Source organism: Enterococcus massiliensis (assembly GCF_001050095.1).
Taxonomy (GTDB): domain Bacteria; phylum Bacillota; class Bacilli; order Lactobacillales; family Enterococcaceae; genus Enterococcus_C; species Enterococcus_C songbeiensis.
Genome location: NZ_CVRN01000005.1, coordinates 192,870 through 209,826 on the forward strand (window position 1 = coordinate 192,870; position 16,957 = coordinate 209,826).

Sequence of the window (16,957 nt, forward strand, 5' to 3'; positions counted from 1 at the left end):
TCATTGTCCTCCTTGTAATAAATACGCCTTCTTTCTTAAAAATAATTAGAACTTTGATAATTTTACAATAACTGTATTTATTTTTTAAAAAAACTAAATTTTACTCCTTTCATTAGATTTTTCCTGTTTCTATTTAAATTTTATCACATAATTCTCTTAAAATAAAACGTTTTCATATTTTAAATAACAATTTATTGAAAAAAGTGTGCCTATTTTTTAAATTTTTTCAAAAAAAAGCAACGGATAAACGTTATATTTATAAAATTTATCATCTCTATGCGACTTCTATAGTCCTATAACCATAAAAAATGAATCCTAAATCAAACGACTTAAGATTCACCATAAAATTTCCTATTTAGTTTAACTATTTTTACATCAAACTTTGGTACAAGGCAATAATCTCTGCTACCGTCGTATCTCGTGGATTTCCTGGTGTGCACACATCACGAAACGCATCTTCCGCAATCTGTGGCAAGTCTTCTGCTTTTACGCCTAGTTCTGAGATTGTTGCGGGAATTCCTACGTCTTTACTTAAGCGATCAATCGCTTCACATGCAGCATCCCGAGCTTCTTCTAGTGAAAGGGTAGCGGCATTTGGAATCTTTAAAGCCACTGCGATATCCCGGTATTTTTCACCGGTGAATTCTTTGTTGTATTTCATAATCGTTGGCAATAACGAAGCACAAGCCACTCCGTGAGGGATGTTATACCACGCACTCAAGGGATGCGCCATTCCGTGAACCAGACCTAAACCGACATTGGAAAAACCCATTCCGGCAATGTATTGTGCCAAAGCCATGTCTTCCCGTCCTTTAGGGTCACCTGCGACAGAATCTCGTAAGGCACGACCTACAATTTCAATGGCCTTGATATGCAGCATATCGGTCATTTCCCAGGCCCCTTTTGTAATGTAGCCTTCAATGGCATGCGTCATGGCATCCATCCCTGTTGCGGCACACAATGCTTTTGGCATGCCCATCATCATATCACTGTCCACAAAAGCGACTACCGGAATATCATGGGGATCGACACAAACGAATTTGCGGTTATTTTCTTTGTCAGTAATCACATAATTAATGGTGACTTCTGCGGCAGTACCGGAAGTAGTTGAAACGGCTAAGATCGGTAAACAAGGATTTTTGGTTTCCGCTACTCCTTCCAGACTGATGACGTCAGAATATTCCGGATTCGTTGCGATGATTCCGATTGCTTTGGCCGTATCAATAGGAGAGCCGCCACCGATCGCTACGAGACAATCTGCGTCTGCTTCTTTAACGAAGGCCACGCCTTCCTTTACATTATCAATAGTTGGGTTAGGTACAATTCCGTCATAAACAGTGTAGGAGATTTCTGCTTGGTCCAATAAATCCGTTACTTTAGTGGCAACCTCAAATTTTATCAAATCTTTATCGGTGATCACGACTACTTTTTTGAAGCCACGAGTCCGAATCTCATTCGGAATCTCAGCGATTGCTCCTTTCCCATGGTATGAGGTTTCATTCAAAATCATTCGGTTTGTCATTTTTCTTCCTCCAATTGTGTGTTTGTTCACAAGATTTTATAAAACAAAAGAATAACTCTTTTGTTTACAGGTGAAATACCGGAATCAAGTCTTTTGTGACTGGGGAATCATCTGGATTTGTTTCCATGATATCTGCCATATAAGCCCACCATTTTTGGTTGATGGCGGTAGCAGCGGTTTGCTGCCACCGTTCCTCCTCTTCGATCTCTAAATACCCAAAAAGGGTACTGGTTTGCGGATCTAAAAAAATGGAGTAGTTTTTAGCCCCATGTTCTGTTAACATTTCGCGCATTTCCGGCCATAATTCGTTGTGTCGTTTTTCATACTCTTGATGCTTATCGGGATAAACCTTCATACAAAAGGCTTTTTTGATCATTTTAGTCCTCCCTATTCTTCTAAGTAGCCTGCTCTTGGTTTTACTCCAAAGGCATTTGCCAATTGCCATAGCTGCTCGTCTGTGATCGTTTGTAAGATTGGTCCTTGCGCTTTGACATAAGTATAAACTTGTGCGGCTTTTTCAGCCGTTTCAATTAAACCGAAGACCTCATCCATATTTTTGCCGGCGCCATAGATTCCATGTTGTGGCCAAAGAACTAAGCGGGTTTCTTTCATTTTCGCTGCTGTTGCTTCCCCAATTTCGTTGGTCCCCGGAACCATCCAAGGAATAATTGATACTCCATCTGGAAATACAACTAAACATTCTGTACACATTTGCCAAAGGGTGCGGGTGAATTTTTTTTCATCCAATTCATGGGTAAAACTCATTGCCAATAAATGGCTGGCATGGTTATGCATCACAATACGATGCTCTGGATCAACAGCCAATCGAGAGATATGACTCATTAAATGGCTTGGTAATTCACTCGTTGGTACTGCAAAGTCTTCTAATCCCCATAAAAGATCAAGGGTTTTTCCATCTTCTGCAATTCGAACAACGCCAATATTTTCTGACGGTGCCGTACAAACATTTTTGAAATATTTTCCAGAACCTGTCACGATGAAATACTTTCCGATCAGTTCGGAAGCATCAAAAATCATTGGAATCTTACGGATCACTTGCGTAACATCCAAAAACGGTGTGACTTCTTCTTCTTTTAACAAATAAGAAATATTGCCGCCATTGCGTTCATCCCATCCCAGATGATACAAATTTGCGGTAGTTTCCATCATTTCTTTAACGAAGGGTGCTTGTAAAATATCAACTTTTTTCACTAGTTTTGCTCCTCTTTCATACGAACTTTCCTAATAGAAAATTTCATTTTGTTTATCTGTTGGCCAATACATCTTTTTCATACGCCTGAACCTCTGTCAACCAATCCAAGCCAACCGGCACGTTGTTTTGATAACAGAAATAATTCCAGACAGCTGCCGAAGGAAAATCTTTTAGTTCTTCCGTATAGGCCATGCGGGAAGTGAAATCAAAATTCAGTTCCATCTCCTTTAACTGATCGATTGGTTCTAACATTGCTTTTAATAATGCTTTTTGTGTATTCCGTGTTCCAATGACCCAAGCCGCAATTCGATTAATCGTGGCATCAAAAAAATCTAAGCCAATATTGGTTTTTGCCAATAATTGATTGCGAACCAGTTCTTTACCGATTTCTTGCAATTCATCATCCATAATTACCACATGATCACTATCCCAACGAACAGGTCGACTGACATGTAGCATGATTCCTTTACTAAACAACGCCAAAGAAGAAAGCTTATTGGAAATAACTTCCGTTGGATGGAAATGTCCTGCATCCAAGCAGATCAATTTATCTCGAGTCAACCCATAACCCATATAAAATTCATGAGAACCAACCGTATAGGCTTCCGCCCCTAAACCAAACAGTTTGCTTTCAACGGCATCTTGGGTGTATGCTTCATTGACTTTTTCGCTAAAAATTTCATCCAGCGAGTTCATCAAACGTTTTCTAGGGGTATAGCGATCGATTGGATTGTCTTTCATTCCATCTGGTACCCAGAAATTATTGATACAAGTTTGTCCGGTTTCTTTTCCAAAATATTCAGCAATTTTCCGACTGCGTTTTCCATGCTCAATCCAATAGTCTCGAACTTCTTTATCGGGATGAGCCAGCGTATAGCCATCCTTCATCATTGGATGAGAAAAGAACGTTGGATTGAAATCCAGACCAATTTCTTGTTCTTTTGCCCATGAGACCCATTTTTCAAAATGTTTTGGCTCAATTTCATTTAAATCCACCGCTTCATCTGTATCCAAATAAATCGCATGGAGATTTAATTTATGTTTTCCGGGAATCAGCGAATAAGCTTTTTCTAAATCTTCCCGCAATTGGGTTGGCGTATGAGCAGCACCGGGATAATTTCCCGTTGCCATGATTCCTCCAGTCAATTCTCCTTCAGGATTAAGAAAACCGAGGACGTCATCTCCTTGCCAGCAATGCATAGAGATTTTTACATCCTGCAGTTGTTTTAGCGCAGCATCTGTATCCACACCAATTGCAGCGTATTTTTCTTTGGCTTCTTCATAGCTTTTGACTACATCTTTCATAACTTTGCTCCTTTGATAAGTAGTTGTTTTTCTTCAGATAATGGTTCAGGGAAAAAGGTTCGACAAGGAAAAGATTCCTTGATCTGCTTACGTGCGGCTAGAACTGAGGAAAATTCACCAACTGCTAACATTTGCATCATGATATTTCCAATAGCCGTCGCTTCTCCCGGTCCGGCAATTACTTCAATCTGGCCGCAATCGGCAGTCAGTTGATTGAGAAAGGCATTATTGGACCCGCCACCGACAATATGCAGTTTTTCTAGCTTACCACCCGTCAATCGAGTAATTTTTGTTAATTCTTCGGCATAACATAGCGCCAAACTATCGTATACACAACGGGCAATAGCTCCTGGTGTTTCAGGTACTTTTTGTTGCGTTTCCCGACAATAGGTTTGAATCGTCTCAATCATATTGTCGGGATTTAAAAAACGTGCATCATTCACATCAATTAAGGATTGAAAACCGGATTCTTGGCTGGCTAACTCAGCCAATTCAGCATAGCTGTAATGATAATTTTGCATCCGGGCGACTTCTTGGATCAGCCACATGCCCATAATATTTTTCAAAAAGCGAATAGTGTTGTGAGCTCCCCATTCATTGGTATAATTTGCTAAAAAAGCATCCTGAGTGACATTAGCCACCGTTGTTTCAACACCCAATAACGACCAAGTTCCACTGCTAATATAGCCCCATTCTTTTGACTCTGCCGGCGTTCCTAAAACAGCCGAAGCAGTATCGTGACTAGCCACACTGATAAATGTCGCTTCTGGTAAGTCGTACTCTGGAAAGTGATCTTGTTGCAACGAACCCAGAATCGTCCCGGCATCAACTAATGGCGGAAAAAGTGTTTCCGTGATTCCTAATAAATGAAGTAACTCCGGTTCCCACGTCTTGGTCCCAGCATTTAACAACTGCATGGTGGAAGCATTGGTTTTTTCCGTTACCATATTTCCAGTAAACACATACCCAAGGTAATCTGGAATCAATAATAGTTTATCAGCTTGCTCCAATTTTTCTTTTTCCTCTACAAATAATTGAAACAAGGTGTTGAAGGATTGGATTTGAATCCCAGTTTGTTCGTAAAGTTTTGTCAACGAATAATCTTTAGCAAACGCTTCGACTGCTTGGTTCGTTCGCGGGTCCCGATAGGCAATCGGATCGCTGAGCCGTTTGCCTTTTTTATCCAACAGGCAATAATCGACTCCCCAAGTATCGATTCCTACAAAACAATTAGTGATCCCTGCCTGTTTGACTTTTTCTAAGCCTCGCAAAATTTCATGAATAAAGTAATCAATTTGCCAATAATCATATCCGTTTTTTGTTTCAAAGCCATTTTTAAATCGATGAATCTCGGTCAAAACTAGTTGATCGGTGTCATCCCGTTGGCATTGCATCAAGCGTCCGCTGGAAGCACCGATGTCGATCGCTAGATATGTATTTTTCAAAAAATCACCTCTTTATTTAGAAATATATAAAACGCTGTCATTTCTTAATAAAACAATAATAAACCATCTGCTTGTATTTTACTTCACACGATTTTGGTATATACTTGCACTATCTTGATAAAGAAAAGAGGCTCTTTATGGACTATTGGGAAAAAGCGAATCATTCGTGGTCTGCCGATTCTAGCCGCGTGATTTTGACTCCTTCGCAAAAAAGCAAGGAATTATTCTACTATATTCAGGAAATTGGCCATTTTAAAGCAAAGAAACCTTACTTCACAGAACGAGCAAACCTTCCTTCCTATTTAGTGAAATTTACATTAAGTGGGCAAGGGCAGCTTACCTATCATGGGCAAGAGCAACCCATTGAAGCAGGAGATGTTTTTTTCATTGACTGCAAAGAATACCAATTATACAAAACAACCAGTGAATCCCCATGGGAAATGGATTGGGTTCATTTCTATGGGGGAAATGCTGCATTATTTTATCAGGAATTTGTCAAAGACGGACGCAATGTTTTTCACACGCTACAAGATCCCCAAAAAAATCGTCTGCATCAATTGATTACAGAAATGATCCATCTGCAAACTGCTGCCAACGCTAGAACTGATTTTTTAGTTTCTGTTGCCATACACGAACTGTTAAATGAACTGATTTTACAAAAATATCAATTGGACTTTAAGGAAGAGGATATTCCCTCTCATGTTCATCAGCTACAGCGCTTTTTAGATGAGCATTTTCGTGAAGCCATCACTTTACAGCAGTTGGAATTGCACTTTCTTTTGAATAAATTTCAGCTGAGTAAAGATTTTTCTAAATATATCGGTATGCCCCCCATTGATTATTTGATTAGTAAGAAAATTTCCTACGCCAAAGATTTGCTTCGTTACACGGAATTTTCAATCCAAGATATTTCTTTGGAATTGGGGATTGAAAATTTTGCCTATTTTAGCCGATTATTTAAGTCGAAAACTGGGATGTCTCCAAGTACTTATCGCAAATTAGGATAAAAAAAGAGCGGTTTTCAACCGGCTCTTGTCTTGGTTCGTTTTCAATCTTCATAATGTTTAAAATGAATCTTCTGGTTGGACTCATCTCGCTTGATAAATTCTTTAGGGGTCAGCCCAAATTCTTTTTTAAAGGCCTTCAAAAAATGAGGATAGGAGGTGAAGCCAGCTTTTGAGTAAACTTGACTTGAATTTTTGTATTCCTTCAGTAGTTGCTTCGAATAAAGCAATCGTTTTTTTAGTACAAATTGATGAAAGGTAATGCCTGTATGTTTTTTGAATTCACGGGTGATATAGTATTTACTAACAAAAAAAGTTTTTTCCATTTCTTCAAGGCTTAATGCATCTGTCAAATGGGTAGAGATATACTGTATTATCTGCTCAATTCGCTCATTTTGTACAATAGTATTCGATTGATTTTCACTTTCTTCTTTTTGAACGAGTTGATTCAAAAAAATCATATAGTCAATCAATTTTTGTTCATACTTTATATCGGAGCCATAAATAGAAGCATCCGGCTTTTCATCAATAAATGACAATAATTTCTTTAATTTCTGAGGATTGGCTTGAATGATTCTACTCTTATGGTTCCCCAAAGGCTGAAAACAATCCTCCAAATTTGTTCGTTTCGTTGAACGACTTGCCAAAAATTGAGGAGTTAGAAAAATATATACCCGTTCAAATAAATTTGTATTTTGTTTAATGATACGATGCAAATCATTGTAATGAATCAGCAAGACTGTTCCTTCTGTCACATTGAATTGTTTTCCTTCAAGATAAAAGGATCCCACACCTGAAAGTGTCGTGTGCACTTCATAAAAATCATGGGAATGGTAGATCGTTTTTTCCTGACTGACAACGTCTTTTACGTGATAAATCTCATATTGATCAGAAATCATTGTATTAACTTGTGATGCTTTCTTCGGCTGAGTCATCTGACACTCTCCTTCTTATCAATTATTTAATTAGCAATTTTTGACAATTATACTACAAAACTAGTTATATTTTTCGAACTTTTTTCTTGTTATACTCTGTGAAAATAGTAACAAATATAAAGCAAATGAATGTAAGCGTTATTGAATTCTGTAGTATATTGGAGGAAAAAAAGATGCAACAACGAATAGTCAAATGGTACAACTACTTAGCATATGGAATGGTCGACTTTCTCGGAGCAGGTTCAACTGCGCTGACCAGTGCATGGCTGTTATTTTTCTACACAACTTTTTGTGGATTAACCGCAACACAAGGGGCCTTGATCTTCGCCTGTGCACGTTTTGTCGATGCGATTGCAAGTCCATTAATGGGAATCATTACGGATAATTTTCATAAAACGAAAATCGGCAAGCGTTTCGGCCGTCGAAAATTTTTCATTCTTCTAGGTATTCCCCTTGTTTTAAGCTACATGCTTTTTTGGATTAGCGGACAATCTTTTTTCTACTATCTTGTGACATATGTAACATTTGATGTTGTCTACACAATGGTCTTAGTCCCTTATGAAACATTAGCCTCTGAAATGACCCAGGATTATAAAAAGCGAACCATCTTCTCAGGATTACGCTTGTTCTGTGGTCAGGTTTCTGCCTTTTTTGCAGCCTTTATTCCAGGACGTTTGATAGCGCTTCTAGGAAAAGATAATTCTCTTTCATTTCTCTACGCAGCAGGCATTTTTGCGGCCGTATTTGTGGTAATTTTATTTTTCCTCTATATTTTTACGTGGGAACGTCCCTTGGCAGAGATTGAAGCGATTCAACCAGTTCAATCTTCTACTCCGACAAAATTATCTCTTGGTGAAAAGTTCCATAAAATCTATGTTGATCTCTTTTCAACCTTCAAAATCAGAGCCTTTCGAGTACACATCTTGATGTATCTTGGTTGCTATATTTCTCAAGATATCTTTTCACAAGTCTTCACGTACTTTATCGTGTTTGCACTGGCTTATACTGCGATTACTGCTTCAAATATTCTAAGCGTAATTTCTATTGCTTGTATCGTGGGGGTCGTTTTTGGAATCTTTACGATTTCAAAATTTAATCCTGCAGTCATTTACCGTCTCTCAATTCTTTTCTTTGCCGTAGGTGTTTTAGGATTTCTCGCTGCTTTCTTGTTGCCTAGTGTAAATCAAATGTGGTTCTTGATGGCATCCGGTTTTGTCAGCGGTATCGGTCGAGGAGCATTGGCCTATATTCCATGGAATATTTACAGCTTTATCCCTGATGTTGACGAACTCGTCACTGGTCAACGACGTGAAGGAATTTTTGCCGGAGTGATGACTTTTACCAGAAAAGCAACCCAAGCCTTTGCTGTATTTTTAGTTGGAATCTTGCTTGATTATTCTGGTTTTGTTGCAAAAGCAAGCGTGCAAAACCCTCATGCAGTCCAATCTATTGTAGTGATTATGGTCGTCGGTGTTTTCTTCTTTCTTACTTTGGGAACGATTGCGTCATTTAATTTCAAATTAAGCAAAGAATCCCACGCACTTTTATTGAAACAAGTTGCGGCATATAAAAAAGACACCGATTATCAAATGTCCCCTGAAACTGCTGAAATCATGAAACAACTGACTGGTTGGGATCGTGAACACTTGTGGGGTCAAAATGACGTTGGGTTTGAAGCAAGACAAGCTTATCGTCAAACGCATCTATTGAAAAATTCTACTAAATAGTTCTTCCGTTCCCCAGTATGACTAAGTAAATGCTTCGTTATACTGGGGATTTTTTTGATTACTTTCCATTGACAAAAAAATACCAGTAATCCTTTGATGGATTGCTGGTATTTCTCGTCTTTCTGATACTATTATTTCAATCGTTCCACAGCCCGTTTGATAAAATCGTCTTTTGTTTCTTCCAATACAACATAGGAAAAAGGACGCTTTTCCTGAACAATCTTCGAGATAGATAAATAATCAATCACTCCTTCACCTAAAGGAACAGGGATGATCTTACCATCTCTTACGCTAAAATCTTTTAAATGAACCGCAACGATTTTTTCTCCAAAACGATCAAAAGCTGTTCTTACTAAATCAACTTGGGATTGATACGTTTCACCTGTGATTAAGTTTGTAGGATCAAGAACAATTCCTAAGTAATCCGACTCAATAGATTGGATTAATTGCTCCACCCGATCCAGTGAATAGATTGGATGATTAAGTCCCGGCTCGATTCCGATGACCATTTTATGCTTTTCTCCTGTTTTTACAAGCCGACGAATAACTGCAACTGTCTCAGCAAATACCTCATCCGTAAAATTTTCCTCTGTGTATTGAATCTCTGGCAACACACATCCTGTCTCTGAAGCAACCATGGATGCACCAAAGTATCTTGCATGACGGATATAACTTTCAAATTTTTGCAGTAATTGTTCCCTTATTTCCAGATTTGGGTGAATCATATTGATATAACAACTCAAAATACCTACTTGAACATTTTTTTCAGCTAATGTTCGTTGAAAATAATTTCCCATTCCTGGATTGATTTCTTTGGTTCCAGAAGGTAGCTCTGGAAATGACAGCCCTAGTGCTAATTGAAGGGTGGAAATTTTTTGTTCCTTCGTTTTTTTTGCCAACTCTGAAACAGAGTTGATGTTGGACAAATCATGCCCACGAATTGCAAGATTTAACATTGACTCACCTACTCCTCTTAATTTAATACTAGTTCTATTTCTGACTTTCGCACAAAAATAAATACAAAGGTGTCCGTTGATTCATAATATCGCATTACAAATCAACGGACTACTAAAATTTTATTTTAACAATAAGAAACGAGCAATTCTGTTAAACACAACACCGTCAAAGATTGCCCGTACGGCATGGCAGTAAGTCCTATATTCCGATAAAAGTCAAGGCTGTCTCCCATGCCAGTACCAATGGAAACATTTTGAACCTCTCCCGTTTCATCAATTTGTTCCAACAAACCTGCAATAGCACGATAAGCAACGTCCTTATACTCTTGTGGTAGATATCGTTTGTGGACTGCTTTTAAAATACCATACGCAAATCCGGCAGTTGCCGAAGATTCAACATAAGAGGAAGGATCATCGATCAATGTGTGCCAAAGTCCATTTTCCGCTTGGTATTCTTTTAATGCTTTAACTTGAGCTTCCAGCGTTTTAATCAAGAATTTTGCAAACGCATCTTCTTTTGGTAATTCTAAAATCTCGATGATTTCCGGAATGGCAATCGTTAACCAACAATTGCCTCTTGCCCAAAAAGCTTCCGCATAATTATGGTTTCCTTCAAATGTCCAGCCGTGATACCATAATCCCGTTTGTTTATCCATTAGATACTTCACATGGATCATAAATTGATAACGCGCTTCTTCGAGATATTCTGGTCGATTCAACAGTTTCCCGATTTTCGCTAATGGCAAAACAGTCATCATCAAGGTATCGTCCCATAATTGATTTTTGTTCTCTGGACCGTATGTTGCATGCTGCAATCCCTCTTCCTCTGTTCGAGGCATGTCATGCATCACCCATTCTGCCCATTGCTCAAGGTATGGAACATAGCGAGAATCCTTCGTATCTTCATAAAGATAGGCCATCGTGAGGAGGGGTGCCATCGTGTTGACATTTTTAGGTGGCGCTCCTTCGATCATTCGATCTTCAAACCATTGTTGCACAACTGAGTAGGCTTTTGGATTTTTTGTGAGTTGGTAGTTTCGATAGATTCCGTATAACCCTACCCCTTGTGGCCAATTCCAAACAGTCCAGCTCTTGTCATCCACCTTTAACCCATCAAAGTCTAATAAAAAATCTCCTGCTTCATCTTTGATTGTTGTCAGATTATTGATCAATAAATCAATTTTTTCTTCCACCAATTCTTTTGGTACAAAGAGTTCTTCTTTGATAATCATTGTTTTACCACCTTTTTAAATCGTTTTCATTTATATGTGAACAATATAACAATAAAAGCTACGACAAAAAATACTCTATATTGAACAAAAACTATCTAAAATTGACCTATTTAACTTTCTAACACGAAAAAGCCAAATGAGGGTAAAAATCTCCCACATTTGGCTTTTTATTTCTCCACTATTCGATAGGAACTAAATCTTGACCGTATTTAGTCATCCATTCGGTGAATTCTTCGTTGTCAAAATGATAAGGCTGTTTCTCAGCTGCGGCTTTTAAATGTTGAAGCTGTAACGTCCAGCCTGCTAAGTCACGAGCAAGATTTGGAAAATCCAGAGGCGCATTTTCTTGAAAGTTCACAGTTGTTGTCTCCTCGTCTCCAGAAAGCGCAAATTGTACTATCGCTCCTGCCCAATCAAATTGCAAACACTCTCTTTCTCGATACTGATACAATTTTAACGATTCCTTGTATCCTTCCGCCTCAAAAAAGAGTTCCCCAGATTCCGGTAAATTTTCTGCCTTTATTTCGGAAAACCATTGCTGGTACCCCGGTGTTGTAGTCAACAGTTGCCAAACAGTGTCCCGACTCCCTTGGATTTTTGTTTCAAGTTTCAGAATGGCTTCTTGCTTTGTCACTTCTAGTGTCATACCATTGTCCTCCCATTTCTCGATGTAAATTATTTCTGCAAAAAAGTTCAATGAAGCAATCCATAGTGTCTTAAGGCATGCAAAATACCGCCATCTGTGTTACTGCGTGTAATAAATTCAGCGGCTGCTTTAGTTTCTGCAACCGCATTTCCCATTGCGATTCCATGGGTAACGGCTTGTAGTAGAGTCACATCATTTGGTCCATCCCCAAAGGCATAGGTTGGAATTTCTTGGTGGCCTAAATAACGGAGCAGATGGGTGATTCCTGATTTTTTATCAATTCCTTTCTTGACGATATCGATTGCCATTGGAACATTTCGATAAAAACTAAACTCTCGGAACTGCTCCTGATATAATTTATCATGCGCTAAATTATCTGTCAGCGCTAAAATCATATGGACATCTTCATGATGATGCTCCTTCGGTAAAATCTCAGGAAGTGGAGAATGAATCATCTTATACCCCTTCTTCATTACTTCACTATGACTGGTAGCCCAAAAACGATGCGCATTATACAGACTTAGTGCAATCTGCTGTTCTTGCGAAAATTGGATAAACCGATCTAATAGAGGAATCGGAATTTTTTCCGAATAAATTTCCTTTCCTGCAATTTCAATATATTGTCCATTCATGGCTACGATACTGTCAATACCCGAATAAGCCATAATATCTTCCACCGCACTCACAGAACGCCCTGTCGCAATGATTGGCAAAATTCCCCTTGTTTTCATTTCTTGAATAGCAAAAATAATTTCTTCTTCAACTTGATGCTGATTATTTAATAGCGTGCCATCTAAATCAAAAAATAAGACGGCCTGAACCTTTTCCGGCATACTAGTCACCTCTTTTGAATGATACCCATTATACCACGGAGCATGGGTGACTATCCTTTTTGGGGGATTATTAAAAACCGCAAACAGCTAATAAAAGCTGTTTTGCGGTTTATTTGTATTAATTAGAAAGTTTTCCTTCGTAGATTTTTTCTAGCAGGGTTGGCTTGCAGAACCGAAGAATCTAAAATCAGATCCATTTCATCAAATCGTTCTGCCCATTCGAGCAATTTTTTTTGGTAATTTTCATCTGTTCCTACAAAGGAATGATACCAACTCTTGAACTCTGTGATCAGTTTCGCCTCTTTTTGACTTTTTATCGTTATTCGATGCTCCATTCGATTCCTTCCTCCTGAAATTTGTTCCTCGTTGATACATTTTACGCTATTTTTTTGTGGGTATCAGGAATGAGTTTTTTCATGGAAACGTCTAAGAATAGAACCAGATTGTCTAAATCACAAATCCGAATCCCATGCTCATCAAATTCTCCAGTAGCATACCATTTTTCAAGTTCTGTCTTAGAAATCCCAGTATGGTTTGCTAACTCAGTCAAGGAATACCCTTTTTTATCCGTTACTTCTTTCAGCCGTATGCGCAACATTTGATTACTTCCCTTCATTTAGAAACGCACCACTACTCTCTATTTCTATTATAGCGCTTTCTTTGTTAATAATCGACTCTTCACTTATAAAAAAAGACCTGACTAAAGTCAGATCAAAAATAACTATTTAAAAAAGGGGGTGGAAGAAATAGTCACTGAAATTCTGGGGAGATTCCTCTCTATTTCTTCCATATCTGCAAAGCGGATTACTGTGCGGCCCCTTCTACAAAAATAGTATAACATAAATTTTATTATATAGTGATTGTTTTCACAATATTTTTTTATTTTTAGAATTGATTTTTTATAATTATGTTTGTCCTTATTACTAAACAAGTGTAGCTGACCTATCGTTCTGCAAGGTGCTCCTATTCATTTTTAAAAAAGTAAACCTCATTTTTACTAATTGAGGTTTACTTTTTATTTGCTTATCGGATTCACTTTAGTCAATCCACTGCTCTGCATGATCAATCAATCGTTCCACTTCTTCTAAAAACAAATGAACATGATAACCATCACAAACTGCGTGATGGACTTGAACTGAAAGAGGCAAGAATTTTTGTCCGTTTTTTTCAGTAATTTTTCCACCGGTAATGATTGGCAGTAAATGCGGTTGATTATTATTGCCAATATTTAGATTGAAACCACTAAAAGAAAACCATGGCAACAGGGATAAGGACAAGCTATTTTGAGGCGGTTGCCCTTGAGGAAACATTTTCGTATTTTTTTTATGCTTCTTTCTATTTTCCAAGTAAGCCGAATAGCAGGAATCAAAAGTTTCCAGTTGATTTTCAGTCAACCAGTTACCCTGAAAAAGGTCTCCTTCTTCAGCCATTGTTGTATAAATCGGAACTAATTTATCCCAGCAGACCAGCGTTTCACCTTCAATAAAATCCATCCGAAATTGTTCGAACTTATTGGCGGCTTTTGTCAAAAGAAAGATAACGGCTGGATAAAATTTTCGCTTCCTTTTAGTTAATTCTTCCATTAAGTGAGTGATATTGACTTCAACTGTAACACTATAGGTCGTTGCTTGGTGCAAAAAGTGACTAAAATACTCTTCTCTTGTCCAATTTTTTCGATCAATTAAGTGATAATTCATTATTTTTCCTCCTAGTAATCTGTCATTTACAATCGTTAGGATGAATAATCATCCGACTTTTTCATTTTTTTTCATTCCTTACTTTTTATCTACTCGCACCCAAAATGTCCGCTGATAATAGTTGACCCATCCAAGGCTTAACAGGAGAACAACAAGTAAAACAGGAACATTCAACAGCCAAAAATCAATCGTGTAGGCGGCTAGTCCGTATAATAATAATAAAATACTGCTTATAATTATGGAACCAATCATCATTGCAACCATTCCTAAATTTCCTGAACCACGTGTAAATAATTGATTGATATTCGTCCAACTTAACAACATTAACCGATAATCTCGAGCAAAATAACGCAAGGACAAGAGATAACTCCCTAATAAAGCTCCCAGAACCAAACTCAGGATGAAAAGTAGTGGCAAATGAAAGAGAAAACCACCCAATAATGCAATCACACTAGTAATACTCATCTGCAACAAACAACCAAAACGAAATTTTTCCTTTAAATAGTTTTTCATAGAAATCGGCAAAGATCGGATAACTAAAAAATTGCTTTGGTCAAGGGAGATCATATTACTAATGAAGGAGGTTTGATTGACAGTCAAAAAGGCCAATGCGACTCCTGCTAAAAAGACAACTCCGATCAATCGGCCATCCAAATCACTTAAATTAATTCCGCCACCTAGAGCAAAAGCAACAATAAAAATAACCGGCGTCATCAATGACGTTGAGATCACCTGCATGATGAGATTTGGATCACGAACTAATTGGGAATTATAATTGAACAACAATTGCCGTAAATTTTGATTGGCTTTATGTTTTCGTTTAGAACCAACATTTGAGTTTGACGCTGTCAATTGATCATATAACTTTGGTAAAACCAATTGTTTGATAATCAATCCAAATCCTGCAGCTAACCCAATGGTTCCCAACCAACTCAATAAACCAGAGGAAGAAAAGGGTTGTTTCACTGCATAAAACAAAGGCAATAAAAAAGGAATCGCCCCACGATCAGCCGTACCTGATCCAATGGTAGAAGTTTGATTATTCATGACTAAAATACCGATGACCGCAATCCCCATTGAACCACCCAGTAACAAGCTGGTGACTAATTTTTTGTGTTTCTGAAAAAAAGCAGTCCGCGCCAAACCAAAAACAATCAAACTACAGATACTAAAAATAATCATCAAAAAAAGACTAAACAATAAAATCGAAGCAATCACAACAATCGGCAGAAAAATTCCTGCTTTCCACCCCGTCAGTAAGAACAAAACCATTAATGGTAGAACGAAGGGAATAATCGTTAGTGCCACGACCAAGATTTTTGCCAGAAAAATTTGGCTTTGCATGAAAGGTAATGGTAGAAAAGATTCCAAATCATTCCCTTCAAAGAAAACATTGTAGATCACCGATATTCCTTGAGATAATGCTAGCAGACCAAACAGCGCCACGTAGTAGGTAAAAAATCCCGGCATTCGGCTAAAATCAATCAAAAACATCGTAAAACCATAAATCATCAAAAAGAGAATCCCTGATAATACATATTGATTTAAAATCGAACGCGTAAGACGTGAGCCAGTTTTCCCGCTTTTCCGTGCTTTATCTGTTGCTTGGGGATTAACGTAACGAAGATTGACTCGTGTCAGTTCAGCTAATTGGCGTTTACTCATTCTGTTCACGCTCCAATTCTGCAGCCCGCTCTCCTTGTCTACCTGCCATTTTCAAATAGATGGTTTCCAATGTCTCATTTGGAGATTGTTGCAATAATTCAGTGACCGAACCATTGTAAATCAACTCTCCTTTTTTCAAAATAGCAATTTCATCACATAATTGTTGCGCAGTGTCTAACACATGGGTTGAAAAAATAACTGTTTTTCCTTTTGCTGCGTGGGTTTTCATCATTTCCTTTAAATCAAAAGCTGCTTGCGGATCAAGTCCTTGCAAGGGTTCATCTAAAACCCAAATTTCCGGATCCGGCAGTAATGTACCGATCAACACTGTTTTTTGTCGCATCCCATGAGAGAAGCTGGCAATAGTTTCTTCTTGATGGCTCTGCATATCAAACAAGCTCGTTAGTTCAGCCAAACGTGTCGTCTTTTTCTCTGCCTCTAATTCATATGCTGCCGCAATCAAATCCCAATACTCTCCTGCAGTTAGTTGCAAAAAAATATCTGGTGAATCCGGAACATAACCGATTTTCTGTTTGATTGCCATTCGGTTTTCTTCTAAATCCATTCCATCAACGGTGATTTTTCCCGATGATGGTTGAATAATACTCACTAGACTCTTGATCGTCGTCGATTTTCCTGCGCCATTGTGTCCTAAAAATCCAAAAATTTCTCCCTGTTTAATTGTGAGTGTCATTTCCTTCAACGCCTGCGTATTTCCATAATTCTTATTCACGCCAACAAATTCAATCATTCCCTACACCTTTCCAAAAAAGTTTT

17 protein-coding genes are annotated in these 16,957 nt (G+C 38.1%); 2 read left to right on the top strand and 15 right to left on the bottom strand.

Annotated features, from left to right (window positions below; all coding sequences use genetic code 11):
- Positions 1–370 precede the first annotated feature (370 nt).
- The 5 genes from fucO to rhaB form a co-directional block, all read right to left on the bottom strand.
- Positions 371–1,522: a lactaldehyde reductase gene (fucO, locus tag BN1875_RS04000; RefSeq protein ID WP_048603578.1), complete on the bottom strand. Its 1,152-nt coding sequence runs from the start codon at positions 1,520–1,522 to the stop codon at positions 371–373.
- A gap of 64 nt (positions 1,523–1,586) precedes the next feature.
- Positions 1,587–1,898 carry an L-rhamnose mutarotase gene (gene rhaM / locus BN1875_RS04005; RefSeq protein WP_048603579.1) on the bottom strand — a complete coding sequence of 104 codons (312 nt, stop codon included), beginning with the start codon at positions 1,896–1,898 and terminating at the stop codon, positions 1,587–1,589.
- A gap of 11 nt (positions 1,899–1,909) precedes the next feature.
- Positions 1,910–2,734 carry a rhamnulose-1-phosphate aldolase gene (rhaD, locus tag BN1875_RS04010; RefSeq protein ID WP_048603580.1) on the bottom strand — a complete coding sequence of 275 codons (825 nt, stop codon included), beginning with the start codon at positions 2,732–2,734 and terminating at the stop codon, positions 1,910–1,912.
- Positions 2,735–2,786: 52 nt separating this feature from the next.
- The gene (gene rhaA, locus BN1875_RS04015; protein WP_048603581.1) at positions 2,787–4,040 is read right to left on the bottom strand and encodes an L-rhamnose isomerase; all 1,254 of its coding nucleotides are present in this window, start codon (positions 4,038–4,040) and stop codon (positions 2,787–2,789) included.
- Entirely contained in the window at positions 4,037–5,485 is a 1,449-nt protein-coding gene (gene rhaB / locus BN1875_RS04020; RefSeq protein ID WP_147570568.1) for a rhamnulokinase, read from the bottom strand. Before rhaB ends, rhaA begins: the two co-directional genes overlap by 4 nt.
- Positions 5,486–5,622: 137 nt before the next feature.
- Here rhaB and BN1875_RS04025 point away from each other — a divergent pair, with 137 nt between their 5' ends.
- Positions 5,623–6,492, top strand: coding sequence for an AraC family transcriptional regulator (locus tag BN1875_RS04025; protein ID WP_048603582.1), 870 nt, complete (start codon positions 5,623–5,625; stop codon positions 6,490–6,492).
- A 41-nt stretch (positions 6,493–6,533) separates the two neighbouring features.
- Here the strand turns inward: BN1875_RS04025 and BN1875_RS04030 are convergent, their stop codons facing one another.
- Positions 6,534–7,424, bottom strand: coding sequence for an AraC family transcriptional regulator (locus BN1875_RS04030; protein ID WP_048603583.1), 891 nt, complete (start codon positions 7,422–7,424; stop codon positions 6,534–6,536).
- A 173-nt stretch (positions 7,425–7,597) separates the two neighbouring features.
- Between BN1875_RS04030 and BN1875_RS04035 the strand changes: the two genes are divergently transcribed.
- Positions 7,598–9,151, top strand: coding sequence for an MFS transporter (locus BN1875_RS04035; RefSeq protein ID WP_048603584.1), 1,554 nt, complete (start codon positions 7,598–7,600; stop codon positions 9,149–9,151).
- A 131-nt stretch (positions 9,152–9,282) separates the two neighbouring features.
- On the opposite strand, the gene BN1875_RS04040 is transcribed toward BN1875_RS04035, so the two are convergent.
- The 9 genes from BN1875_RS04040 to BN1875_RS04080 all read right to left on the bottom strand — a co-directional run bounded on the left by BN1875_RS04040 (position 9,283) and on the right by BN1875_RS04080 (position 16,931).
- Positions 9,283–10,107, bottom strand: coding sequence for a sugar phosphate isomerase/epimerase family protein (locus tag BN1875_RS04040; protein ID WP_048603585.1), 825 nt, complete (start codon positions 10,105–10,107; stop codon positions 9,283–9,285).
- Between the two features lie 125 nt (positions 10,108–10,232).
- On the bottom strand, positions 10,233–11,339 hold the full coding sequence (gene bglB, locus BN1875_RS04045; RefSeq protein WP_048603586.1) for a beta-galactosidase BglB: 1,107 nt from the start codon (positions 11,337–11,339) through the stop codon (positions 10,233–10,235).
- Positions 11,340–11,517: 178 nt separating this feature from the next.
- Positions 11,518–11,985 (bottom strand): SRPBCC family protein, encoded by a 468-nt coding sequence (locus tag BN1875_RS04050; RefSeq protein WP_048603587.1) that lies wholly within the window; start codon positions 11,983–11,985, stop codon positions 11,518–11,520.
- A gap of 47 nt (positions 11,986–12,032) precedes the next feature.
- On the bottom strand, positions 12,033–12,818 hold the full coding sequence (locus BN1875_RS04055; protein WP_048603588.1) for a Cof-type HAD-IIB family hydrolase: 786 nt from the start codon (positions 12,816–12,818) through the stop codon (positions 12,033–12,035).
- 122 nt (positions 12,819–12,940) lie between these two features.
- Complete coding sequence (locus tag BN1875_RS04060; RefSeq protein ID WP_048603589.1) at positions 12,941–13,153, bottom strand: hypothetical protein; 213 nt, start codon at positions 13,151–13,153, stop codon at positions 12,941–12,943.
- 41 nt (positions 13,154–13,194) lie between these two features.
- Positions 13,195–13,434: a helix-turn-helix domain-containing protein gene (locus BN1875_RS04065; RefSeq protein ID WP_147570569.1), complete on the bottom strand. Its 240-nt coding sequence runs from the start codon at positions 13,432–13,434 to the stop codon at positions 13,195–13,197.
- Positions 13,435–13,855: 421 nt separating this feature from the next.
- Positions 13,856–14,515 carry a CatA-like O-acetyltransferase gene (locus BN1875_RS04070; protein WP_048603591.1) on the bottom strand — a complete coding sequence of 220 codons (660 nt, stop codon included), beginning with the start codon at positions 14,513–14,515 and terminating at the stop codon, positions 13,856–13,858.
- A 78-nt stretch (positions 14,516–14,593) separates the two neighbouring features.
- On the bottom strand, positions 14,594–16,180 hold the full coding sequence (locus BN1875_RS04075) for a hypothetical protein (RefSeq protein WP_048603592.1): 1,587 nt from the start codon (positions 16,178–16,180) through the stop codon (positions 14,594–14,596).
- On the bottom strand, positions 16,173–16,931 hold the full coding sequence (locus BN1875_RS04080; protein WP_048603593.1) for an ABC transporter ATP-binding protein: 759 nt from the start codon (positions 16,929–16,931) through the stop codon (positions 16,173–16,175). The genes BN1875_RS04075 and BN1875_RS04080 overlap by 8 nt, the downstream gene beginning before the upstream one ends.
- Positions 16,932–16,957: the final 26 nt, after the last annotated feature.

Bases quoted from the DNA above. Each gene is read 5' to 3' on its own strand.
- BN1875_RS04050 (WP_048603587.1), bottom strand. From the start codon at position 11,985: ATGACACTAGAAGTGACAAAGCAAGAAGCCATTCTGAAACTTGAAACA.
- BN1875_RS04040 (WP_048603585.1), bottom strand. From the start codon at position 10,107: ATGTTAAATCTTGCAATTCGTGGGCATGATTTGTCCAACATCAACTCT.
- BN1875_RS04030 (WP_048603583.1), bottom strand. From the start codon at position 7,424: ATGACTCAGCCGAAGAAAGCATCACAAGTTAATACAATGATTTCTGAT.
- BN1875_RS04025 (WP_048603582.1), top strand. From the start codon at position 5,623: ATGGACTATTGGGAAAAAGCGAATCATTCGTGGTCTGCCGATTCTAGC.
- BN1875_RS04055 (WP_048603588.1), bottom strand. From the start codon at position 12,818: ATGCCGGAAAAGGTTCAGGCCGTCTTATTTTTTGATTTAGATGGCACG.
- rhaA (WP_048603581.1), bottom strand. From the start codon at position 4,040: ATGAAAGATGTAGTCAAAAGCTATGAAGAAGCCAAAGAAAAATACGCT.
- fucO (WP_048603578.1), bottom strand. From the start codon at position 1,522: ATGACAAACCGAATGATTTTGAATGAAACCTCATACCATGGGAAAGGA.
- BN1875_RS04075 (WP_048603592.1), bottom strand. From the start codon at position 16,180: ATGAGTAAACGCCAATTAGCTGAACTGACACGAGTCAATCTTCGTTAC.
- BN1875_RS04070 (WP_048603591.1), bottom strand. From the start codon at position 14,515: ATGAATTATCACTTAATTGATCGAAAAAATTGGACAAGAGAAGAGTAT.
- bglB (WP_048603586.1), bottom strand. From the start codon at position 11,339: ATGATTATCAAAGAAGAACTCTTTGTACCAAAAGAATTGGTGGAAGAA.
- BN1875_RS04060 (WP_048603589.1), bottom strand. From the start codon at position 13,153: ATGGAGCATCGAATAACGATAAAAAGTCAAAAAGAGGCGAAACTGATC.
- BN1875_RS04080 (WP_048603593.1), bottom strand. From the start codon at position 16,931: ATGATTGAATTTGTTGGCGTGAATAAGAATTATGGAAATACGCAGGCG.
- rhaM (WP_048603579.1), bottom strand. From the start codon at position 1,898: ATGATCAAAAAAGCCTTTTGTATGAAGGTTTATCCCGATAAGCATCAA.
- BN1875_RS04035 (WP_048603584.1), top strand. From the start codon at position 7,598: ATGCAACAACGAATAGTCAAATGGTACAACTACTTAGCATATGGAATG.
- BN1875_RS04065 (WP_147570569.1), bottom strand. From the start codon at position 13,434: ATGAAGGGAAGTAATCAAATGTTGCGCATACGGCTGAAAGAAGTAACG.